Source organism: Alkalihalobacterium sp. TH-98 (genome assembly GCF_057473385.1).
Map to the genome: position 1 here is coordinate 249,333 of NZ_JBYCKM010000045.1, position 16,697 is coordinate 266,029.

At 35.4% G+C, this 16,697-nt stretch carries 16 protein-coding genes; 14 read left to right on the plus strand and 2 right to left on the minus strand.

The features are described 5' to 3' along the window. Positions 1–51: 51 nt before the first annotated feature. Both AC2VNP_RS16850 and AC2VNP_RS16855 read left to right on the plus strand, forming a co-directional pair. Complete coding sequence (locus AC2VNP_RS16850; RefSeq protein ID WP_486918450.1) at positions 52–1,164, plus strand: CotS family spore coat protein; 1,113 nt, start codon at positions 52–54, stop codon at positions 1,162–1,164. Continuing rightward, the gene (locus AC2VNP_RS16855; RefSeq protein WP_486918451.1) at positions 1,164–2,711 is read left to right on the plus strand and encodes a glycosyltransferase family 4 protein; all 1,548 of its coding nucleotides are present in this window, start codon (positions 1,164–1,166) and stop codon (positions 2,709–2,711) included. The genes AC2VNP_RS16850 and AC2VNP_RS16855 overlap by 1 nt, the downstream gene beginning before the upstream one ends. A 41-nt stretch (positions 2,712–2,752) precedes the next feature. Here AC2VNP_RS16855 and AC2VNP_RS16860 read toward each other — a convergent pair whose 3' ends face one another. Continuing rightward, complete coding sequence (locus AC2VNP_RS16860) at positions 2,753–3,709, minus strand: NAD-dependent epimerase/dehydratase family protein (RefSeq protein WP_486918452.1); 957 nt, start codon at positions 3,707–3,709, stop codon at positions 2,753–2,755. 276 nt (positions 3,710–3,985) lie between these two features. Between AC2VNP_RS16860 and AC2VNP_RS16865 the strand changes: the two genes are divergently transcribed. Beyond that, positions 3,986–4,795: a UTP--glucose-1-phosphate uridylyltransferase gene (locus AC2VNP_RS16865; protein WP_486918453.1), complete on the plus strand. Its 810-nt coding sequence runs from the start codon at positions 3,986–3,988 to the stop codon at positions 4,793–4,795. Between the two features lie 149 nt (positions 4,796–4,944). On the opposite strand, the gene AC2VNP_RS16870 is transcribed toward AC2VNP_RS16865, so the two are convergent. Next, on the minus strand, positions 4,945–5,805 hold the full coding sequence (locus tag AC2VNP_RS16870; protein WP_486918454.1) for a YheC/YheD family protein: 861 nt from the start codon (positions 5,803–5,805) through the stop codon (positions 4,945–4,947). A gap of 510 nt (positions 5,806–6,315) precedes the next feature. Between AC2VNP_RS16870 and aepX the strand changes: the two genes are divergently transcribed. The 11 genes from aepX to AC2VNP_RS16925 all read left to right on the plus strand — a co-directional run bounded on the left by aepX (position 6,316) and on the right by AC2VNP_RS16925 (position 16,690). Then, positions 6,316–7,236, plus strand: a complete 921-nt coding sequence (gene aepX / locus AC2VNP_RS16875) for a phosphoenolpyruvate mutase (RefSeq protein ID WP_486918455.1) — start codon at positions 6,316–6,318, stop codon at positions 7,234–7,236. Further along, the gene (aepY, locus tag AC2VNP_RS16880; RefSeq protein ID WP_486918456.1) at positions 7,230–8,357 is read left to right on the plus strand and encodes a phosphonopyruvate decarboxylase; all 1,128 of its coding nucleotides are present in this window, start codon (positions 7,230–7,232) and stop codon (positions 8,355–8,357) included. Before aepX ends, aepY begins: the two co-directional genes overlap by 7 nt. A 64-nt stretch (positions 8,358–8,421) precedes the next feature. Next, positions 8,422–9,162 (plus strand): YheC/YheD family protein, encoded by a 741-nt coding sequence (locus tag AC2VNP_RS16885; RefSeq protein ID WP_486918457.1) that lies wholly within the window; start codon positions 8,422–8,424, stop codon positions 9,160–9,162. Between the two features lie 131 nt (positions 9,163–9,293). Next, complete coding sequence (locus AC2VNP_RS16890; RefSeq protein WP_486918458.1) at positions 9,294–10,067, plus strand: YheC/YheD family protein; 774 nt, start codon at positions 9,294–9,296, stop codon at positions 10,065–10,067. A 10-nt stretch (positions 10,068–10,077) separates the two neighbouring features. Further along, positions 10,078–11,208 (plus strand): glycosyltransferase, encoded by a 1,131-nt coding sequence (locus AC2VNP_RS16895; protein ID WP_486918459.1) that lies wholly within the window; start codon positions 10,078–10,080, stop codon positions 11,206–11,208. Positions 11,209–11,312: 104 nt separating this feature from the next. Next, the gene (locus tag AC2VNP_RS16900; RefSeq protein WP_486918460.1) at positions 11,313–12,548 is read left to right on the plus strand and encodes a glycosyltransferase family 2 protein; all 1,236 of its coding nucleotides are present in this window, start codon (positions 11,313–11,315) and stop codon (positions 12,546–12,548) included. A gap of 34 nt (positions 12,549–12,582) precedes the next feature. After that, positions 12,583–13,377, plus strand: coding sequence for a glucose-1-phosphate cytidylyltransferase (gene rfbF / locus AC2VNP_RS16905; protein ID WP_486918461.1), 795 nt, complete (start codon positions 12,583–12,585; stop codon positions 13,375–13,377). Between the two features lie 24 nt (positions 13,378–13,401). Beyond that, positions 13,402–14,304, plus strand: a complete 903-nt coding sequence (locus AC2VNP_RS16910) for an NAD-dependent epimerase/dehydratase family protein (protein WP_486918462.1) — start codon at positions 13,402–13,404, stop codon at positions 14,302–14,304. A gap of 30 nt (positions 14,305–14,334) precedes the next feature. Continuing rightward, positions 14,335–15,435 carry an NAD-dependent epimerase/dehydratase family protein gene (locus AC2VNP_RS16915; RefSeq protein ID WP_486918463.1) on the plus strand — a complete coding sequence of 367 codons (1,101 nt, stop codon included), beginning with the start codon at positions 14,335–14,337 and terminating at the stop codon, positions 15,433–15,435. After that, the gene (locus AC2VNP_RS16920; protein WP_486918464.1) at positions 15,432–16,271 is read left to right on the plus strand and encodes a nucleotide sugar dehydrogenase; all 840 of its coding nucleotides are present in this window, start codon (positions 15,432–15,434) and stop codon (positions 16,269–16,271) included. The genes AC2VNP_RS16915 and AC2VNP_RS16920 overlap by 4 nt, the downstream gene beginning before the upstream one ends. Then, positions 16,268–16,690, plus strand: coding sequence for a UDP binding domain-containing protein (locus tag AC2VNP_RS16925; RefSeq protein WP_486918465.1), 423 nt, complete (start codon positions 16,268–16,270; stop codon positions 16,688–16,690). Before AC2VNP_RS16920 ends, AC2VNP_RS16925 begins: the two co-directional genes overlap by 4 nt. Positions 16,691–16,697: the final 7 nt, after the last annotated feature.

A 16,697-nucleotide genomic window follows, 5' to 3' on the forward strand; every position in this document is an offset into this window, starting at 1 on the left:
GTTCCTAAATGTCATGTAAAGAATACAGTAAATATAAAAAGGAGGTAGCTTATGGCTGAGGAGATTATGATTACCCCTTGGGATTTAGAAGAGGAGCAGTACCAAGATACATTTTACGTTCCCCAATATATTATCGATATGGCTTATGAAGTGAATAATCATTACGATATGAAGGTCCATCATATGGAAGTCATAACAACAAAGTCTGACAAAGGTGGACTTATATGGAAGATTGAGACCGATAAAGGACCAAGAAGTTTAAAGCTACTACATCGACGGCCGACTAGAAGTTTATTTAGTTTGGGGGCTCAAGAATATTTAGTAAAGGAGAAGAAAGCAAGAGTTCCAGCCATCATCCCTACAAAGAACGGAAAGCTATATGTGGAGATGGGTGGAAAGCTATGGTTTGTCGCAGAATGGATTGATTCACTCTTTCAAGTGTCAAAAGACTTGGAAGGAGCAAAAGACCTTTGCTATGCCATTGGAGAATTCCACCGGTTATCTAAAGGATACGTTCCACCAGAAGGAGCTGAACTAGCATCACGTCTGTACCGGTGGCCGAAGACGTATAAGAAAATCATAAAAAAAATGAATTGGATGAGGGATATTGCTAGGCTCTATAGTGAAATGCCTGCCAGTTCAGCAATATTATCCGTTGTAGATATGTTTGAAGAACAAGCCACCAAAGCGTTTGAAAAGCTAGAGAAATCAGCCTACTATGATTTAGTCTCCAGAGGTAACCGAGAGTGGGGTCTAGTCCACCAAGATTATGGTTGGTCCAATGGGCAAAAAGGCGAAGGCGGTATGTGGATTATTGATTTAGATGGTGTCGCCTACGATCTTCCTATTCGGGATCTTCGTAAACTAATAACAGGAACAATGGATGATTTAGGTGGTTGGGATATTACATGGGTTAAAGAAATGATTAGAGCATATCATGCTGCAAATCCAATTGAAGATGGCTTATATGAGATGTTAATTACCGATATGGCTTTACCGAACTTATTTTATAAAAATGTAAAAGAGATCATTTATGAACCTACCATCTTTATGGATGAGGAATTAAAAATGTTAGTTGAAAGAATTGTAGAAATTGATAAATCGAAATGGCCAGTTCTAAAAGAGTTAGAGGATAATAGTTGGCTAGGAGGAGGAAAATCATAGTGAAGATCTTAATTATTTGTACAGAAAAACTACCAGTTCCTCCTGTACGCGGTGGAGCGATACAAACCTATATTGCAGGAGCAGTTCCGTATTTAAGCAAAAAACATAATATCACCATCTTAGGAACAACGGACCCCTCATTACCTATGGATGAGATAAGAGATGGTATACGTTATGTTCGATATAAAGGAGGGTTAGTTGAGACTTACCGTGAAGGAATTATAGAGTTTCTAAGCTCGAATCCTTCATTTGATTTAATTCATATTTTTAACCGTCCGCGGCTGGTCAATGCTGTACGGCAATATGCCCCCAAATCACGTATTATACTAAGTATGCATAATGATATGTTCAAACGTGAAAAAATAGATCCAGAAGAAGGGTCAAAAGCGATTCAACAGGTTGATAAAATAATTACAATTAGTAATTATATTGGTGAAGCGATTATAGAATTATTTCCACATGCTGCCCCGAAACTTCGAACTATTTACTCCGGAGTAGATTTAGATCGATTCATTCCATCGTATTCGTCTAAAGCTAAAGCAGTTAGTCAATCCTTGCGTAAAGAACATAACCTTGAGAATAAGAAAATTATCTTGTTCGCAGGAAGACTATCTCCTAATAAAGGCGCCGATGTATTAGTTCGGGCAATGCCGGAGTTAGCAGGTAAGCATCCTAATATTGCATTAGTTCTTATGGGAGGAAAATGGTTTAGCGATGACGGGATAACGGACTATATTGCTTATGTTCGTGCTTTAGCTGCTCGTTCACCAATCCCTGTTGTTACGACTGGCTTTGTTGCTCCTGATAAAATCCAAAACTGGTTTGCTGCTTCAGACGTATTTGTATGTCCATCTCAATGGCAAGAACCTTTGGCACGTGTGCACTATGAAGCGATGGCATCTGGCCTGCCTATTATTACGACAGCCCGTGGTGGAAATACAGAAGTCATTGAGCCCAATAAAAATGGATTAATTGTTGAGGACCCGGAAAATCCTAAAGCATTTGTTGAGCATTTAACCTATTTGCTTTCAAGACCGGCTCTCTGTAAAGAGATGGGACAATATGGTCGCCAGTTAGCAGAAAAAAACTATAATTGGGATCGGGTTGTCAATGATATTCTCGAAGTATGGAATGAAATAGAATATAAAATTAAAAATCACCTCCCAACTGAGAGTGAAAGTAGTATACCATTAGATCCTTTATCACTAGATAAACAAGTTAAACAAGACCAACAAGTTAAAGAGATTGTCAGTGATCATATAGAAGAAATAATAGAAGTAATTGATAAAGAGGAAGGAGAAGAAATCATAGAAATAATAGATAGAGGGGAAGGAGAAAAACTCGAACAGCCAACCGAAGAGGAAAAAAATGAAGAGGACAAAGCAGAAGAAGTTAAACCAACTGAAGATAAAGCTTATGAAACAAAACCGAACACCTTTAGAAAACTTAAACCATCTTCTAAGTCTAGACCAAGTCAAAAAGGTATCTCGTATCGAAGGATGGCTGATAAAGTGACAACAATGTTTAGAAGATTAAAAAAGAAATAGTCGCCATAAAAAAGGCAGACCCCTATAAATCACTATAGGAGTCAGCCTTCTTTACTATATAGTTTTTTAAAATAATCAACTTCTTTTTTCAATCCTTCCTCTAATGTAACTTGGGGATAATAATTGAGTAATTTCTGAGCTTTTGAAATATCAGCCCATGTATGTTTGGGTTCACCGCGTGTCTCTCCAGTAAATGATAAAATCGCTTGACGATTAAATAACCTCTCTAAAATGGTAATTGTTGCTAATACAGACGAACGTTCTTTACCACCGATGTTGATCGTCTCTCCAATCACGTCTTCACTAGTATAAACAACAGATGCTGTTGCTTTTACACAATCGGTCACATAAGTAAAGTCCCTCGTTTGTGTACCATCTCCATAGATAGAAATAGGCTTTTGTTCTATAAAACTTTTAATAAAGCGATGAAATGCCATATCAGGACGTTGTCTTGGTCCATATACTGTGAAATAGCGAAGGATCGTTATAGGGAGTTTATCATTTTGATAATATACGTGACATAAGTGCTCTCCTGTTAGTTTTGATACACCATAAGGGGAGAGAGGCGTTAGTTTAGCATCTTCAGAAACTTTTCCATTTTTTTCTCCATAAACAGAAGATGTCGAAACGTAGATAAATCTTTTTATTGGAAAATGAGTGCAAGCTTCCAATAACTTTTGGGTTACTAAAATGTTATTGGTAATGTAGCGATCAAAATCATTTCCCCAGCTGGTTCGTACCCCAGGCATTCCGGCAAGATGATAAACAATATCAACATCTTTTAACAACGTTGCCCAATTTATTCGTAATAAATCGTCTTCAATGAATGTGAAATGGTTTTGTTTAAGTAAATCCTTCAAGTTATTTTGTTTATATGGTTTTGTGGTCGTATCAATAAAACCATCAATCCCAATGACTTTATGTTGCTTGTCTTGTAAAAGGTACTCACATAGATGTGAGCCAATAAAGCCGGCTGCTCCAGTTACAAGAATGTTCATTGTTTGTTCCCCTGTGAAAAGGTTGCATTGAAGTGCTTCATTTTAGTTTCCTCCTTGAGTATATAGATGTTATATCCTATTACTCGTAGGACAGAACGTGACAGTAAAAGGTTTAGGATCTATTTCGATTTCACCCAATTTTTTATGTGTTTTGAATAGAGTAAAGGGAGTAGATTTTGGGCATCTAGGTAGCTTTTAATCACATAGGACAACTTCCTTTCAATGTAATCAAGGAATAAAATGTAAAAAATATTATAAAGGATGGAAGCAATCACTATGATAAAAAAAGCAATCATACCCGCGGCAGGATATGGAACGAGAAGCCTCCCAATTACAAAAGTTATTCCAAAAGAAATGTTTCCTATTAATTCGCGACCTGCAATTCATTATGTTGTTGAAGAAGCTGCAGCTTCTGGAATAGAAGAGATACTTATTGTAGTCTCCCGTAACAAAAGTTTAATCATAGATTACTTTGACCATTCACTTGAATTAGAGGCATTCTTAGAAAGAGAAAATAAATTACACCTTTTGAAGAAAACACAACTCCCCAATGTTCATATTCAATATGTCAGACAACCTTTTGCTGAGGGTTTAGGAGCTGCTATTCATCTAGGTGAGCGCTTTGTTGGAAAGGAGCCTTTTGCTGTTCTGCTTCCAGATGACATCTTTATTAGTAATGAGTGTCCTGCACTTGCGCAACTGGTTGATGTCTATAATAGACATCAAGGAAATGTACTAGGACTACAAAAAGTAAAGCAAGAGCTTGTCCATAGTTATGGCGTAGTTAAAGGAAAAAAAATAGGGGAAAAAATATACAACATAACAGATATTATAGAAAAACCAAAAATTGATCCACCATCTAACTTAGTTGTATGCGGACGGTATATTTTAGAACCTGAAATATTTGAGTGCTTGAGAGAGATAGAACCTGGGCTAGGAGGAGAAATACAGCTAACTGACGCGATTAAGGAAATGATTAAATATAAGAAATGCAATGGCAAGAAATTAATTGGAGAACGCTACGACATTGGAAAAGAAAGTGATTACCTTGAACTTATTCTAAAGTTTTCTAATAATAAGATCTAAAGTATTATAGATAATCAAAAATAACTCCTTCGGCGGGGATGATGGTATAAAGTCTACTCAAAGTCCAAAGTTGGATCAAAAATTAATATGTATTTATGAAAGAAACTTAGACCGTCCTGTTATTAGGGCGGTCTAAATATTTTAGGGGTTTACTCTTTCCTGTATATAAATTTTGCATATTCTAATGGATTTAAGAATGATTGAAAATATGTTTCTTTATCGTATGCTTTTAGCAATGAAACTTTAGCAGACTTTGCATTAGGCTCAATAAACCAAATATCTCCATTATTGTCTAGGCTAAAATCAATACCTATTTCCCCAAATGGACCGCATTCTTTCTCTATGGCTTGATACATAGCAAATAAAAAACTTTCGAAGCGTTCTCTAACTTTCTGAATTTCATCTGAACTATAATTTAATACTTTCTCAAAAAATTCTTCCATTGTATATGCGGAAGAATGTGTGGTTATAGGTGAATCGGGGACACCAGTCCTAGCAGATATTCCGATAATGACTAAGTCTCCATTTCCATTTCTTTGAATTTCGGATCGGAAATCAATATTACGATTATTCACTTTTAGTAGGTCAATGGCCTTTTGGATGATGAACGTTCGATTTTCAAAGAAAAATTGAATAAAGTCATATAACTCTGTAAAGTTATATGCTTTACCTACATGTAAAACATCGTCTCTAAAATACCGATACTCATATCCTCCAGAGGCTAAACTTTCTACACACAAAACGCTTCTCCCTCTCCCACTTCTTACGGCTTTTAAGTAAAACTTTGAATGGCGTTTTAAAAATTTCAAAATGTCTCTTTCACTTTTAAATAGGATGGTTTCGGGTAGGTATTGTTTTACGTTCTCATTTTTGCAAAGCTTCGAATTTATTTCAGCTTTATTAAAATAAGAAATGGAATTGATCTTTTTTATTTTGTGTTTGTTAAATACTCTTCTTACTTTTTCTGAAAGGCTTTTTTTATCTCGTGTAGCCAATCGATCATAAAGCACGTCCGGAAAGGGGAATAGTTTTTCTTCCCAAGATTCCGTTTCTGTGTCATACACCATCCCTTTAACTGTTTTTGAAAAAAAATAAACATTTCGTGCCGAAAAAAAATAAAGGGTAACGTTAGCAACTTTACTCGCTTTAGAAAGTTGAACCATCCTTCCGTAGCTTTGTATAGTATAATCCCCTTTTTTTAGCTTTCTTACCGCTCTATTTGTTACAAAAACTCCAACTAATGGTCGATTAATAGCTAGATTACTAATAGGCTCACTCCCTTTCTCTTTATTTACTAAAATATGTAGTCTCGTTATAAAGGGCACGGTCATTAGCCCTTTTTATGAAAGTTTCTATAGATGGGAAGCTAACTGCTAATTTATATCACCGAAATGGTCTCATTCACTAAATTTTCTAGCTCCATCTAGTCACCTGTACCTTTCAAAAAGTTGACCAATTAATAAAATAGCTAATATGTAATAGTTACCAGTAGTTATATCCCACAGGAAAGGAGTAGTCGAATGAAAAAGACGACAAAGTTAAAGCAACTAATCAACTCTCCGAATCTAGAATTTTTAATGGAGGCACATAACGGGCTATCTGCAAAAATTGTGGAAGAGGTTGGCTTCGATGGGATATGGGCCAGTGGTTTATCAATGTCAGCCAGTTTAGGAGTAAGAGATAATAATGAAGCATCATGGACACAAGTGTTAGATACACTTGAATTTATGAGCGATGGCACGTCTATCCCGATCTTATTAGATGGTGACACAGGGTATGGGAACTTTAATAATGCAAGACGCTTAGTTCAGAAATTAGAACAACGTGAGATAGCTGGAGTATGTATAGAAGATAAGCTATTTCCTAAAACGAATTCCTTTATTGATGGAAATTTACAACCGCTTGCTGATATTGAGGAATTCAGTGGAAAGATTAAGGCAATGAAGGACATTCAAAAGGATGACGATTTTAATGTTGTTGCAAGGTTAGAAGGATTTATTGCAGGGCATGGATTAAAAGAAGTTCTGCAAAGAGCAGAAGCTTATAGGAAAGCAGGGGCAGATGCAATACTTGTACACAGTAAAAGAGCAGATAGTAATGAAATTGAAGTATTTATGAAGGAGTGGGGAGATAGGCACCCAGTCGTTATTGTCCCAACGAAATATTATCAAACGCCAACTGATATATTTAGGGAGCTTGGAGTGAGTGTAGCCATATGGGCAAACCACAATATACGGGCAGCTATTAAAATGATGAAAAGTATATCAGAAGAAATTTATAAAAATCAGGCACTTACTTCAGTAGAACCACAAGTTGTAGGAGTAGATGAAATTTTTAGGCTTCAAGGAGCAGCGGAACTAAAAGAGGCTGAGAAAAAGTATTTACCACAAAGAAAAGGAAAACAAACTGGGGATGAAGATACAGGTGATTTATCATGCTAAATACAGCTCATTTTGGTGAAAAGCTAAAAGCATTAGGATACGACTTCTACAGTGGCGTACCTTGTTCATTCTTAAAGAGCTTAATAAACTATGCCATTAATAAATGTCACTATATACATGCAGCGAATGAAGGAGATGCAATTGCCATTGCTTCTGGCAGTTATTTAGGAGGAAAGAAATCGGTTGTTCTGATGCAAAACTCAGGCCTAATGAATGCCGTATCACCGCTAGTATCACTTAATGCACCATTTCAAATTCCATTACTAGGATTTGTTAGTCTTAGAGGGGAACCAGGGATATTTGATGAACCACAGCATGAATTGACAGGAAAAATTACAACAGACTTATTAGATTTAATGCAAATTAAGTGGGAGTTTCTTTCCGATGATATGGAAAAGGCATATGAACAGTTACAACGAGCAAATGAGTCGGTCGGAAACAATCAATCTTTCTTTTTTGTGGTTAAAAAAGGAACTTTTCATAGAGAATTACTTCAAAAGCAAGAACCTTTGAAAAGTATTGGTAGAGAAAAAATCGAAAAAACTAAAGAAGATGAGTTACCTTCGCGTTATGAAGTTTTATCTACTATTAATACTTTTAAGGACAAACAGACAGTTCAATTGGCGACAACTGGAAAAACCGGTCGTGAACTATTTGAAATTGAAGATGCTAATCATAACTTATACATGGTTGGGTCAATGGGTTGCATCAGTTCACTTGGATTAGGTTTGGCATTGGCTAAGAAAGAACTAGACTGTGTTGTGATTGATGGGGATGGCTCATTATTAATGAGAATGGGAAGTTTAGCAACAAACGGTTACTATCAACCAGAGAATATGCTTCATATATTATTGGATAATAACTCTCATGATTCGACTGGAGGACAGAGTACAGTTTCTAACAATATGAACTTTGTAGATATCGCCTCATCTTGTGGGTATGAAAAATCGATGTACATTAGTAATCTAGAAGAATTGAAAAATGCAATGGAACATTGGAAAAAAACGAGAGGGTTAACATTCCTTTATATGAAAATTGCAAAAGGCTCAAAAGAGAAATTAGGACGACCGACCTTAAAACCGCATGAAGTAAAAAAAAGATTTCAATCCTTTATTAGGTAAAGACATTTCTCGTTTAAAAACGCAAATCTTTATTAAACAAATGCAAATGAAAGGTGGAATTAAATTGCCGAAATTTAATAGAAAAAAATGGAGAAGGTATAAACTTTTAAAAAAAGTAAGTACTTTAGCTCCGCATCTACCTGAGACAAGAATTTATAGTGAAGAAGATCTTTTGGACATGATAGAAAAATACGGTGAGGTTATGGTAAAGCCTAATAACGGTCGTAGAGGTAAAGGAGTTATTAAGGTAGCAACTGTAAAAAAAGGAAAGTATGAAATTCAATTTGAAAATACAAAAGAAAAACTCAATAAAGAAAAGTTGCTACAATATGTCTCAAAACATGTCGGTGACCAAGCATACCTCATACAAGAAAGAATTCAACTTGCTCAAATTGAGGATCGCATTATTGATTTTAGAGTCATCGTTCAACGTAAAACGTATGAGGACCCTTGGGAAGTCACAGCAATGGTCGTAAAAGTAGCTGGAAAAGGCTATGTGGTAACAAATATAGCTAGAAGTGGCGGTGATATATTGTATGTTGAAGATGCCGTTGAAAGGTCTAACATCGATTCAATTTCATCTCAAGAGATCATGGGATCACTTGAAGATATTACACTAAAAGCAGCAAAGAAGTTAGCAAGATCTTATCCTAATCAACGGATCTTTGGATTTGATATGGGGGTAGATCCGAATGGTCATGTTTGGATTATTGAAGCTAATTTAGATCCAATGATGTCACATTTCAGCAAGTTAGATGATCAATCGTATTATCAAAGAATTAAAGAATTTAAACGCGGAAAATAGAGTTTACTTTGATAAATAATCAGTGATGACAAACTTCCATAGTTAAACACCATTTGTGATAGCCCTCATAAAATAAAAGGAAATACTAACTTTAGTAATCATAATTTCCGACAGCTGAGAGGGGAATGGTTATGGAAATTTGGCACGCAAGTAAATTTATTTGTTATCAGTTATTATCTGAGGAAGAAGATTTGGAGCATCTATTGCCAGAAACGAAAAAGTTAACGGAAGAAACCATTAAAGAGTTTTTGGAAAGATATCCAGTAGTTTTTATTAAGCCTTCCTTTGGTGCAAGAGGTAAAGGAATTCGTAAAATTACTAATTTGGGAGATTACTATGAAGTAGAAAGTTCTAAAAATAAATTCGATTTTCAAAATATAGATCAGTTAATAGGGTTTACAAACAAAGTAACTCTCAAAAAAGAATTTATTATCCAATCATATATTAACTTAGCTCAAACTGATGACAGACCGTTTGATATTAGAGTTATGGTCCAACGTAAAAAAGAATGCGATTGGTTCGTAACAGGTAAGTATGCAAAAATAGCAAAACCAGGACGTCTATTAACAAACTTAAGACATAAGGCACAAGTGGTGGAAGTAGAGGAAGCTATAAAAAAAGCAAATATTAATGCTGATACATTGACAAAAGATTTTTTAGCAATGATAGATGGTTATGCGATAAGAATTGCACAAAAATTAAGCGAAACATTTGAGGATCATAATAAATGGGGAATTGATATTGCCATCGACAATAATGGAAAGATTTGGTTTATTGAAGCTAATCCTTTTCCAGGATACAAAGGGTTTAAGAAGTTAGAAGACCAAAGCAGTTACCATACAATTTGTGAATTAATTAATAACGAACGAAAAGATAGATTTAAAGATAAAGATTATAGATTTTGAGGTGGGGGTAGTGTTCGAACAAGAGGAAACACGAGTTTTAATGTTAGTAGATTTTATGAATATAAGTGGATCAAAAACCCATGTATATAGCCTAATGAAAGACCTTTCAAGTAAAGGTATAAAAGTTGCAGTTGTTGGGAGAAAGGGACCTTACTCAAAAGTTTTCGCTCAAGCAGGATTTCCAACTTATTATGTTAACTATAAGGAGCCTGAACCTATTGTTGAAAAACAGCTCTTAGATATTTTAAAAAAAGAAAAGATTACGGTGATGCATGTTCACCAACCACAAGCAGCTAGATATGCCAGTATTATTTCACAAAAGTATCATATCCCTTTAGTTGCAACGATTCATGGGACTTACTATAGTGAACAGCAAATTTCTTACTTTTTATCAAATCCAAATACTACGTTTATAAGTGTAAGCAAAGGAGTACAATCATACCTAAATAAAGTTAATACTCCATCTTTTCTTATTCCAAATGGAATTCGCCTAGATGATTTTTACTACCAACCTAAATTAGATTTACGAACAAAACTAGGTATTCCCCGAAGTACACCAGTCATTCTCTATCCTGCAAGACTATCGGGTTCAAAAGGAAGAATTGCCCTCAAAGTGATTGAAGCTTGTCAGACCCTTCGGGGAGAGTGTCAATTGAAGAATTTTGATCTTATCATTGCTGGACATGGTTCCAAATTGAAGGAAATTAAAAAAAGAGCGAAAAAGATAAATAAAAGAGAAAAAAGGCCATTCATTCATGTTATAGGTAGATGTTTTAATATGCCAGAGCTCCATTCTAGCAGTACAGTTGTCGTAGGAACTGGTCGTTCAGGATGGGAAGCGATGGCATGTGAACGTCCCGTGATTGCAGTAGGACGGTCTGGATATTTAGGCTTAGTTAGAACTAATAATTTTGAAGCTGCGTTGGCCAGTAACCTCGGTGATCATCCTCATAGTTCGTTGAAAAGATGTACTGCATTGCTATTAGCTAAATCACTCGCGGATGTATTAGATTTAGGGGATAGTAGAAATTGGATTGGACAAAAAAGTAGAAGGTTAGTAGAAGAACACTTTAATAGTTTAATAGTTTGTGAACAAATAATTACGATCTATAAACAGTGTATAAAGGACTATGCACCTTAATAATTATAGACTCAAAAGGTGAAATCTGTTCTTTTGAGTCTGTTTTTTCTTCTGTTTTTAAATAGATCAGTGTTAAAATCAGACTTTTTTACAGAGGTGATGGCATGAAACCTTACTATAGTTTCGTCATGTTATGTTACAACAATTGGGAGATGACGGAAGAGGCATTGAAGACATTAATTCATTCATTAGACGGAAAGCATTTAAATAAAGGAGTAGAAATTATCGTTGTTGATAATGGCTCAACAGATGAGACTCCACATGGGATTGAACGATTAAAAGCAAAGTATGGTAGTGAGTGTATGAAGGTAAAGAATATTTGTTTACAACAAAACATGGGTTATACACCCGGAATAAATGAGGGCTTATCCAACTGTAAAGGAAAAGTCATTTCTATCTTAAACAATGATCTCATTTTTCCACCTAATTGGTTTAATCCTTTAGCCGAAGTTTTAGAAAACAACAATAGAATTGGTTTAGTTGCTCCCTACTTATCGCAAAGCAGCGGTAAACAAAATGTAAATAAGCGGTTCGATTCAATAAAAGAAATGAATGCTTTTGCAGCTGACTTTATGAAAGAAAGAGAAGGGATAACAGTCACTCATCGGGTCATAGGTGCATGTATGGTGTTTAAGAGGGAAGTTATCGATCTCATTGGCGGGAACGATATATGGTTCGGATTAGGTCAATTTGATGATGATGATTGGTGTGCAAGAACTATTGTGGCCGGATATAAAATTGCCATTGTAAGGAAATCTTTTGTACATCATCTATGTTCAGTCACTTATAAACAGCAATCTAAAGTTAAAAAGAGAGCATATCGTGCCAATAAACGAAAAATGTATAACAAATGGGGGTATTCGAAAAAGAAGCCCTTAAAGAAAGTATTAAAGAAGATACCCTTTTCTAGAGAACTTCATTATTTTCCAGCAAGTTTAAAAGATTACAATCCAATTCCCCCCACTGCAAAAAAACAAGGAAGAAAAAAAGGTCGCCAACTGTTGTTGGTCGCTGACTGGACTCACAGTTCTTCAAAGTGGGAGAAAACACTAGTAAACTCAATTCAACATTTAAGTAGCAATGATAGACTGCACCTTTGGATACCGTCTTTATATTATAAAGATTTTGATCTAGACGATAAGCTTTCAACCATATTACCTTCCTCTTTAATTTCCAAAATAAAAATTAACCAAACTAACATTTCACCGAGTAACTTACTCATTTTCTTAAAGTCCTTTGATGGCATTTATGAAGTGGAGAACGATTATATAAATCGATATATAGTTTATAGGGGTAATCAAATTTCAGTTCCACGGCTGAAGTCTAAGCATAATCAGTAGATAATCATATACTGTTTGGTAAGGAGGGAATCGTATGAAAGTTGTCATTCTTGCTGGAGGCTTTGGTACAAGAATAAGTGAAGAAACTCATTTAAAGCCAAAGCCAATGATTGAGATAGGTGATAGGCCGATTTTATTACACATTATGCAACATTATTCTAATTACGGATTTAATGACTTTATCATTTGTTTAGGTTACAAAAGTCAGATTATAAAAGAGTATTTTTCGAACTACTATCTATACAATTCTGATGTCACCTTTGACTTTAAAGAAAAAAATAAGCTGACGGTCCACAAAAATTTCACGGAACCGTGGAAGGTAACTTTAGTAGAAACCGGTTTAAATACACTTACAGGTGGACGGGTAAAAAAAGTTGAAAAATACGTTGGGGGAGAGCCCTTTATGCTTACCTATGGGGATGGTGTTGGGAATGTAAGCATTCAAAAACTAGTTGAGTTTCACAAAGGTCATGGAAAGTTAGCTACTGTAACGACAACGCAACCCCAAGGTAGGTTTGGCGTTTTATCCTTAACAAATGATCAAAGGGTTGATAAGTTTCAAGAGAAAATTCAAGGAGATGGTGGCTGGATTAATGCTGGCTTCTTCGTATTACAGCCAGAAGTCTTTAACTATATAAAAAATGGAGATCAGACGATTTTTGAAAAAGATCCGTTGGAAAATTTAGCTCGAGACGGACAGTTAATGGCCTATAAACATAATGGTTTTTGGCATCCAATGGATACGTTACGAGATAAGAAATATTTAGAAGAGGTCTGGGCCTCTGGTAAAGCTCCTTGGAGTAATGTCGATTTGTTAGATAAAGACTGAGTTCTATAATTATCGGAGGGCAATATGAAAATAGCAGTGACTGGGGCGACTGGTTTTTTAGGTAGTCATTTAACAAGAGCTTTAGTTAGTGATGGCCATGAAGTTATCATTCTTAAAAGAAGTTTTTCAAACACTTGGAGAATAAGAGATGTGATAGGAAAAGTAATGGTCTTTGATATTGATCAAAATTCAATAGAGCAACTATTTAAAGAGGTAGGTCCAATAGAAGTTATCATCCATACAGCTACAAAATATGACCGCAATCAAGAAAAATCATCAAATTTAGTTGAAGCAAACATTACTTTTCCATTAAAACTTTTAGAAGCAGCTGCTGATCATCAGACAAAACTATTTATCAATACGGATTCTTTTATTAATAAGAGTAATGAGGGTTACCAACATTTGGCCGGGTATGCTTTAACTAAAAAACAGTTTCTGGAGTGGGGAAAACATTTTGGGTTAGCTAAGAAGGTCGCGTTTCTTAATCTTCGTTTAGAACATATATACGGATCAATGGACAGTGAAAATAAATTCTCGACTCATATTATTCAAAGTTGTTTAAAGAATGTACCTACATTGTTACTAACTCCAGGGGATCAAAAGAGGGATTTTATTCATGTTGATGATGTAGTTTCTGCTTATTCTTTTCTATTAGAAAAAACGTTGGATCAACCTAGTGGATTTAAAGAATATGAAATCGGAACTGGAACTGGAGTATCGGTGAGAGACTTTGTAGAACTCGTTCACCAAAAATCAAAGTCTAAAACAAGGCTGAATTTTGGAGGGCTTCCACACCGCAATAATGAAATCATGGAGTCTGCAGCTAACATAGCTCCCCTTCAAAAACTAGGGTGGCAGAGTCAAATAAGTTTAGAAAAAGGAATTGAACAAACAATTACAGATGAACTCAGGAATGTGAATTCTTAACCACTATAAGAACAAGTGAGGTGACTTGAAATGGGTAAACAAAACTTAAAATCGGTGTTTCACGAAGACCTTGATTATATGTATAACAAGCTTGGATCACTTGAAAAAGAAAAGCTGAAAAATTCTACGGTCTTGGTAACAGGCTGTGCAGGATTTCTTGGCTTTTATTTTATGTCCTTTTTAGCTCAATTTTCAGACCAACTTGGCATTCGCAAAGTAATCGGAATCGATAATTTTAAATTAGGAAAACCGAAGTGGATCTTAGAGTTAGCCCAATATAATCAAAAGATCGAAATAGCTCACTTTGACATCACCCAATTCTCAACGTTTAATATGGAAAAATTTAATGATGTTGATTTTATTATTCACATGGCCTCTATTGCTTCACCAACCTATTATCGAAAATTCCCACTTGAAACCGTTGATGCTAATGTACAGGGATTGAGAGAATTGCTGCACTTCTATAAAGATAAAAACATAAAAGGGTTTCTATTCTTTTCTAGTAGTGAAGTTTATGGCGATCCCCTGTCTCAATTCATTCCTACATCTGAGGAGTATCGAGGAAATGTGGCAATGATTGGTCCAAGAGCTTGTTATGATGAGGCAAAACGGTTTGGTGAAACATTATGTTATTTGTATGCTGAAAATTATCAAATGCCTATATCAATCGTCAGACCGTTTAATAATTATGGACCTGGCATGAGGCTTAATGATAAACGCGTACCAGCTGATTTTGCTCAAGCCATTCTTAATAAGGGCGATCTCATCATTCATTCGGACGGTAAACCAACACGTACTTTTTGTTATGTAACTGATGCTGTTACGGGTTACCTTAAAGCATTACTATATGAACCGTTTGATTATTTTAATATTGGTATTGATCAACCAGAAATATCGATTAAAGCATTAGCTGAACTTTATCAAAAGGCGGCTTCCACCATTTTTGGATATACTCCAGCCATTGTATTTATGCAATCAGATGAGAAAAACTATTTAACCGATAATCCGTCAAGAAGATGTCCTGATATTACAAAGGCCAGAACATTATTAGACTATTCACCTACCATATTAGTTAACAAAGGAGTAGAGAGATTTTTGACGTTTTTAAAGGAAGGAGGAAACATTCATTGATTACAGTAATTGGCTTAGGCTTTGTTGGTCTCGCGACAGCGCTAGGATTTAGTGAAAAAGGCTACAAAGTGTATGGATACGATATTGATGATAAAAAGACAAAAAACTTTAGTAAAGGAAAACTGCCATTCTATGAACCGATGTTGGATCAAAAATTAAATCAACATTTAAATGAAAAATTTGTAGTAGTTAATCATTTGCAGGAAGCAATCGATGAAAGTAAAGTTATATTCCTATGCGTAGGTACTCCAAGTAAGTCCGATGATGGTACCGCTGATCTTACATTTATTTTGGACGCAGTAAAGAATGTAGCTGAATGTATAAAGCGGAAGCCACAGTTTAAAGTAATAGTTATAAAATCAACAGTTCCTCCATCCTCAACAAGAGAAACGGTGTGGCCTTACTTGGAAAGTATGGGATTTAAAATAGGGGAAGATATTGGATTAACTAATAATCCGGAGTTTTTGCGAGAAGGGTATGCATGGGAGGACTTTATGAACCCCGATCGCATTGTGATAGGTTGTGAGGATAAGCAAAGCGGGGACCTACTTGAAAAGATCTATCACCCATTTAATGCTCCCCTATATAAAGTGTCGTTGAATACAGCAGAATTTATTAAATATCTGTCTAATACTTTACTGGCAACGTTAATTAGTTTTTCAAATGAACAGTCGTTAATTGCTAGGTCAATAGGCAACATCAATTTAAAAGAAGCTTTTCATGTGTTACATCTTGATAAAAGGTGGTCAGGGACACCTGCCAAGATGACCTCCTATGTTTTTCCGGGGTGTGGCTTCGGTGGGTATTGTCTTCCGAAAGATACAAAAGCATTATGAGCGAAGCTTTGAAAAATGGGTATAAGCCAACCCTGCTCCAAAGTACCTTAAATGTAAATGAAAAAATGAAGAACTTTGTTGTTGAGGAGATTAATCAGAGAGTAGAAAAAGAAGATAATATCGGGATCTTAGGATTAGCATTTAAACCTCAATCGGATGATGTTAGGGATACCCCTGCCCAAACAATTATCTCTTCATTAATAAACCAGGGCTTTAATCATATTATTGCCTATGATCCGATGGCAACTAAATCATTTAAAGAGGCTTACCATTTACCGATTCAGTATGCTAATAGTTTAAAATCTTTACTTTCAAAAGTTGACCATGTCGTCGTTTTAACGGCTTGGGACGAATTTCAAACAAATGAGGAGTTAATTAAAGAAAAGAACGTTTTTGATTATCGATATATGTATGATTAGAAAGGAG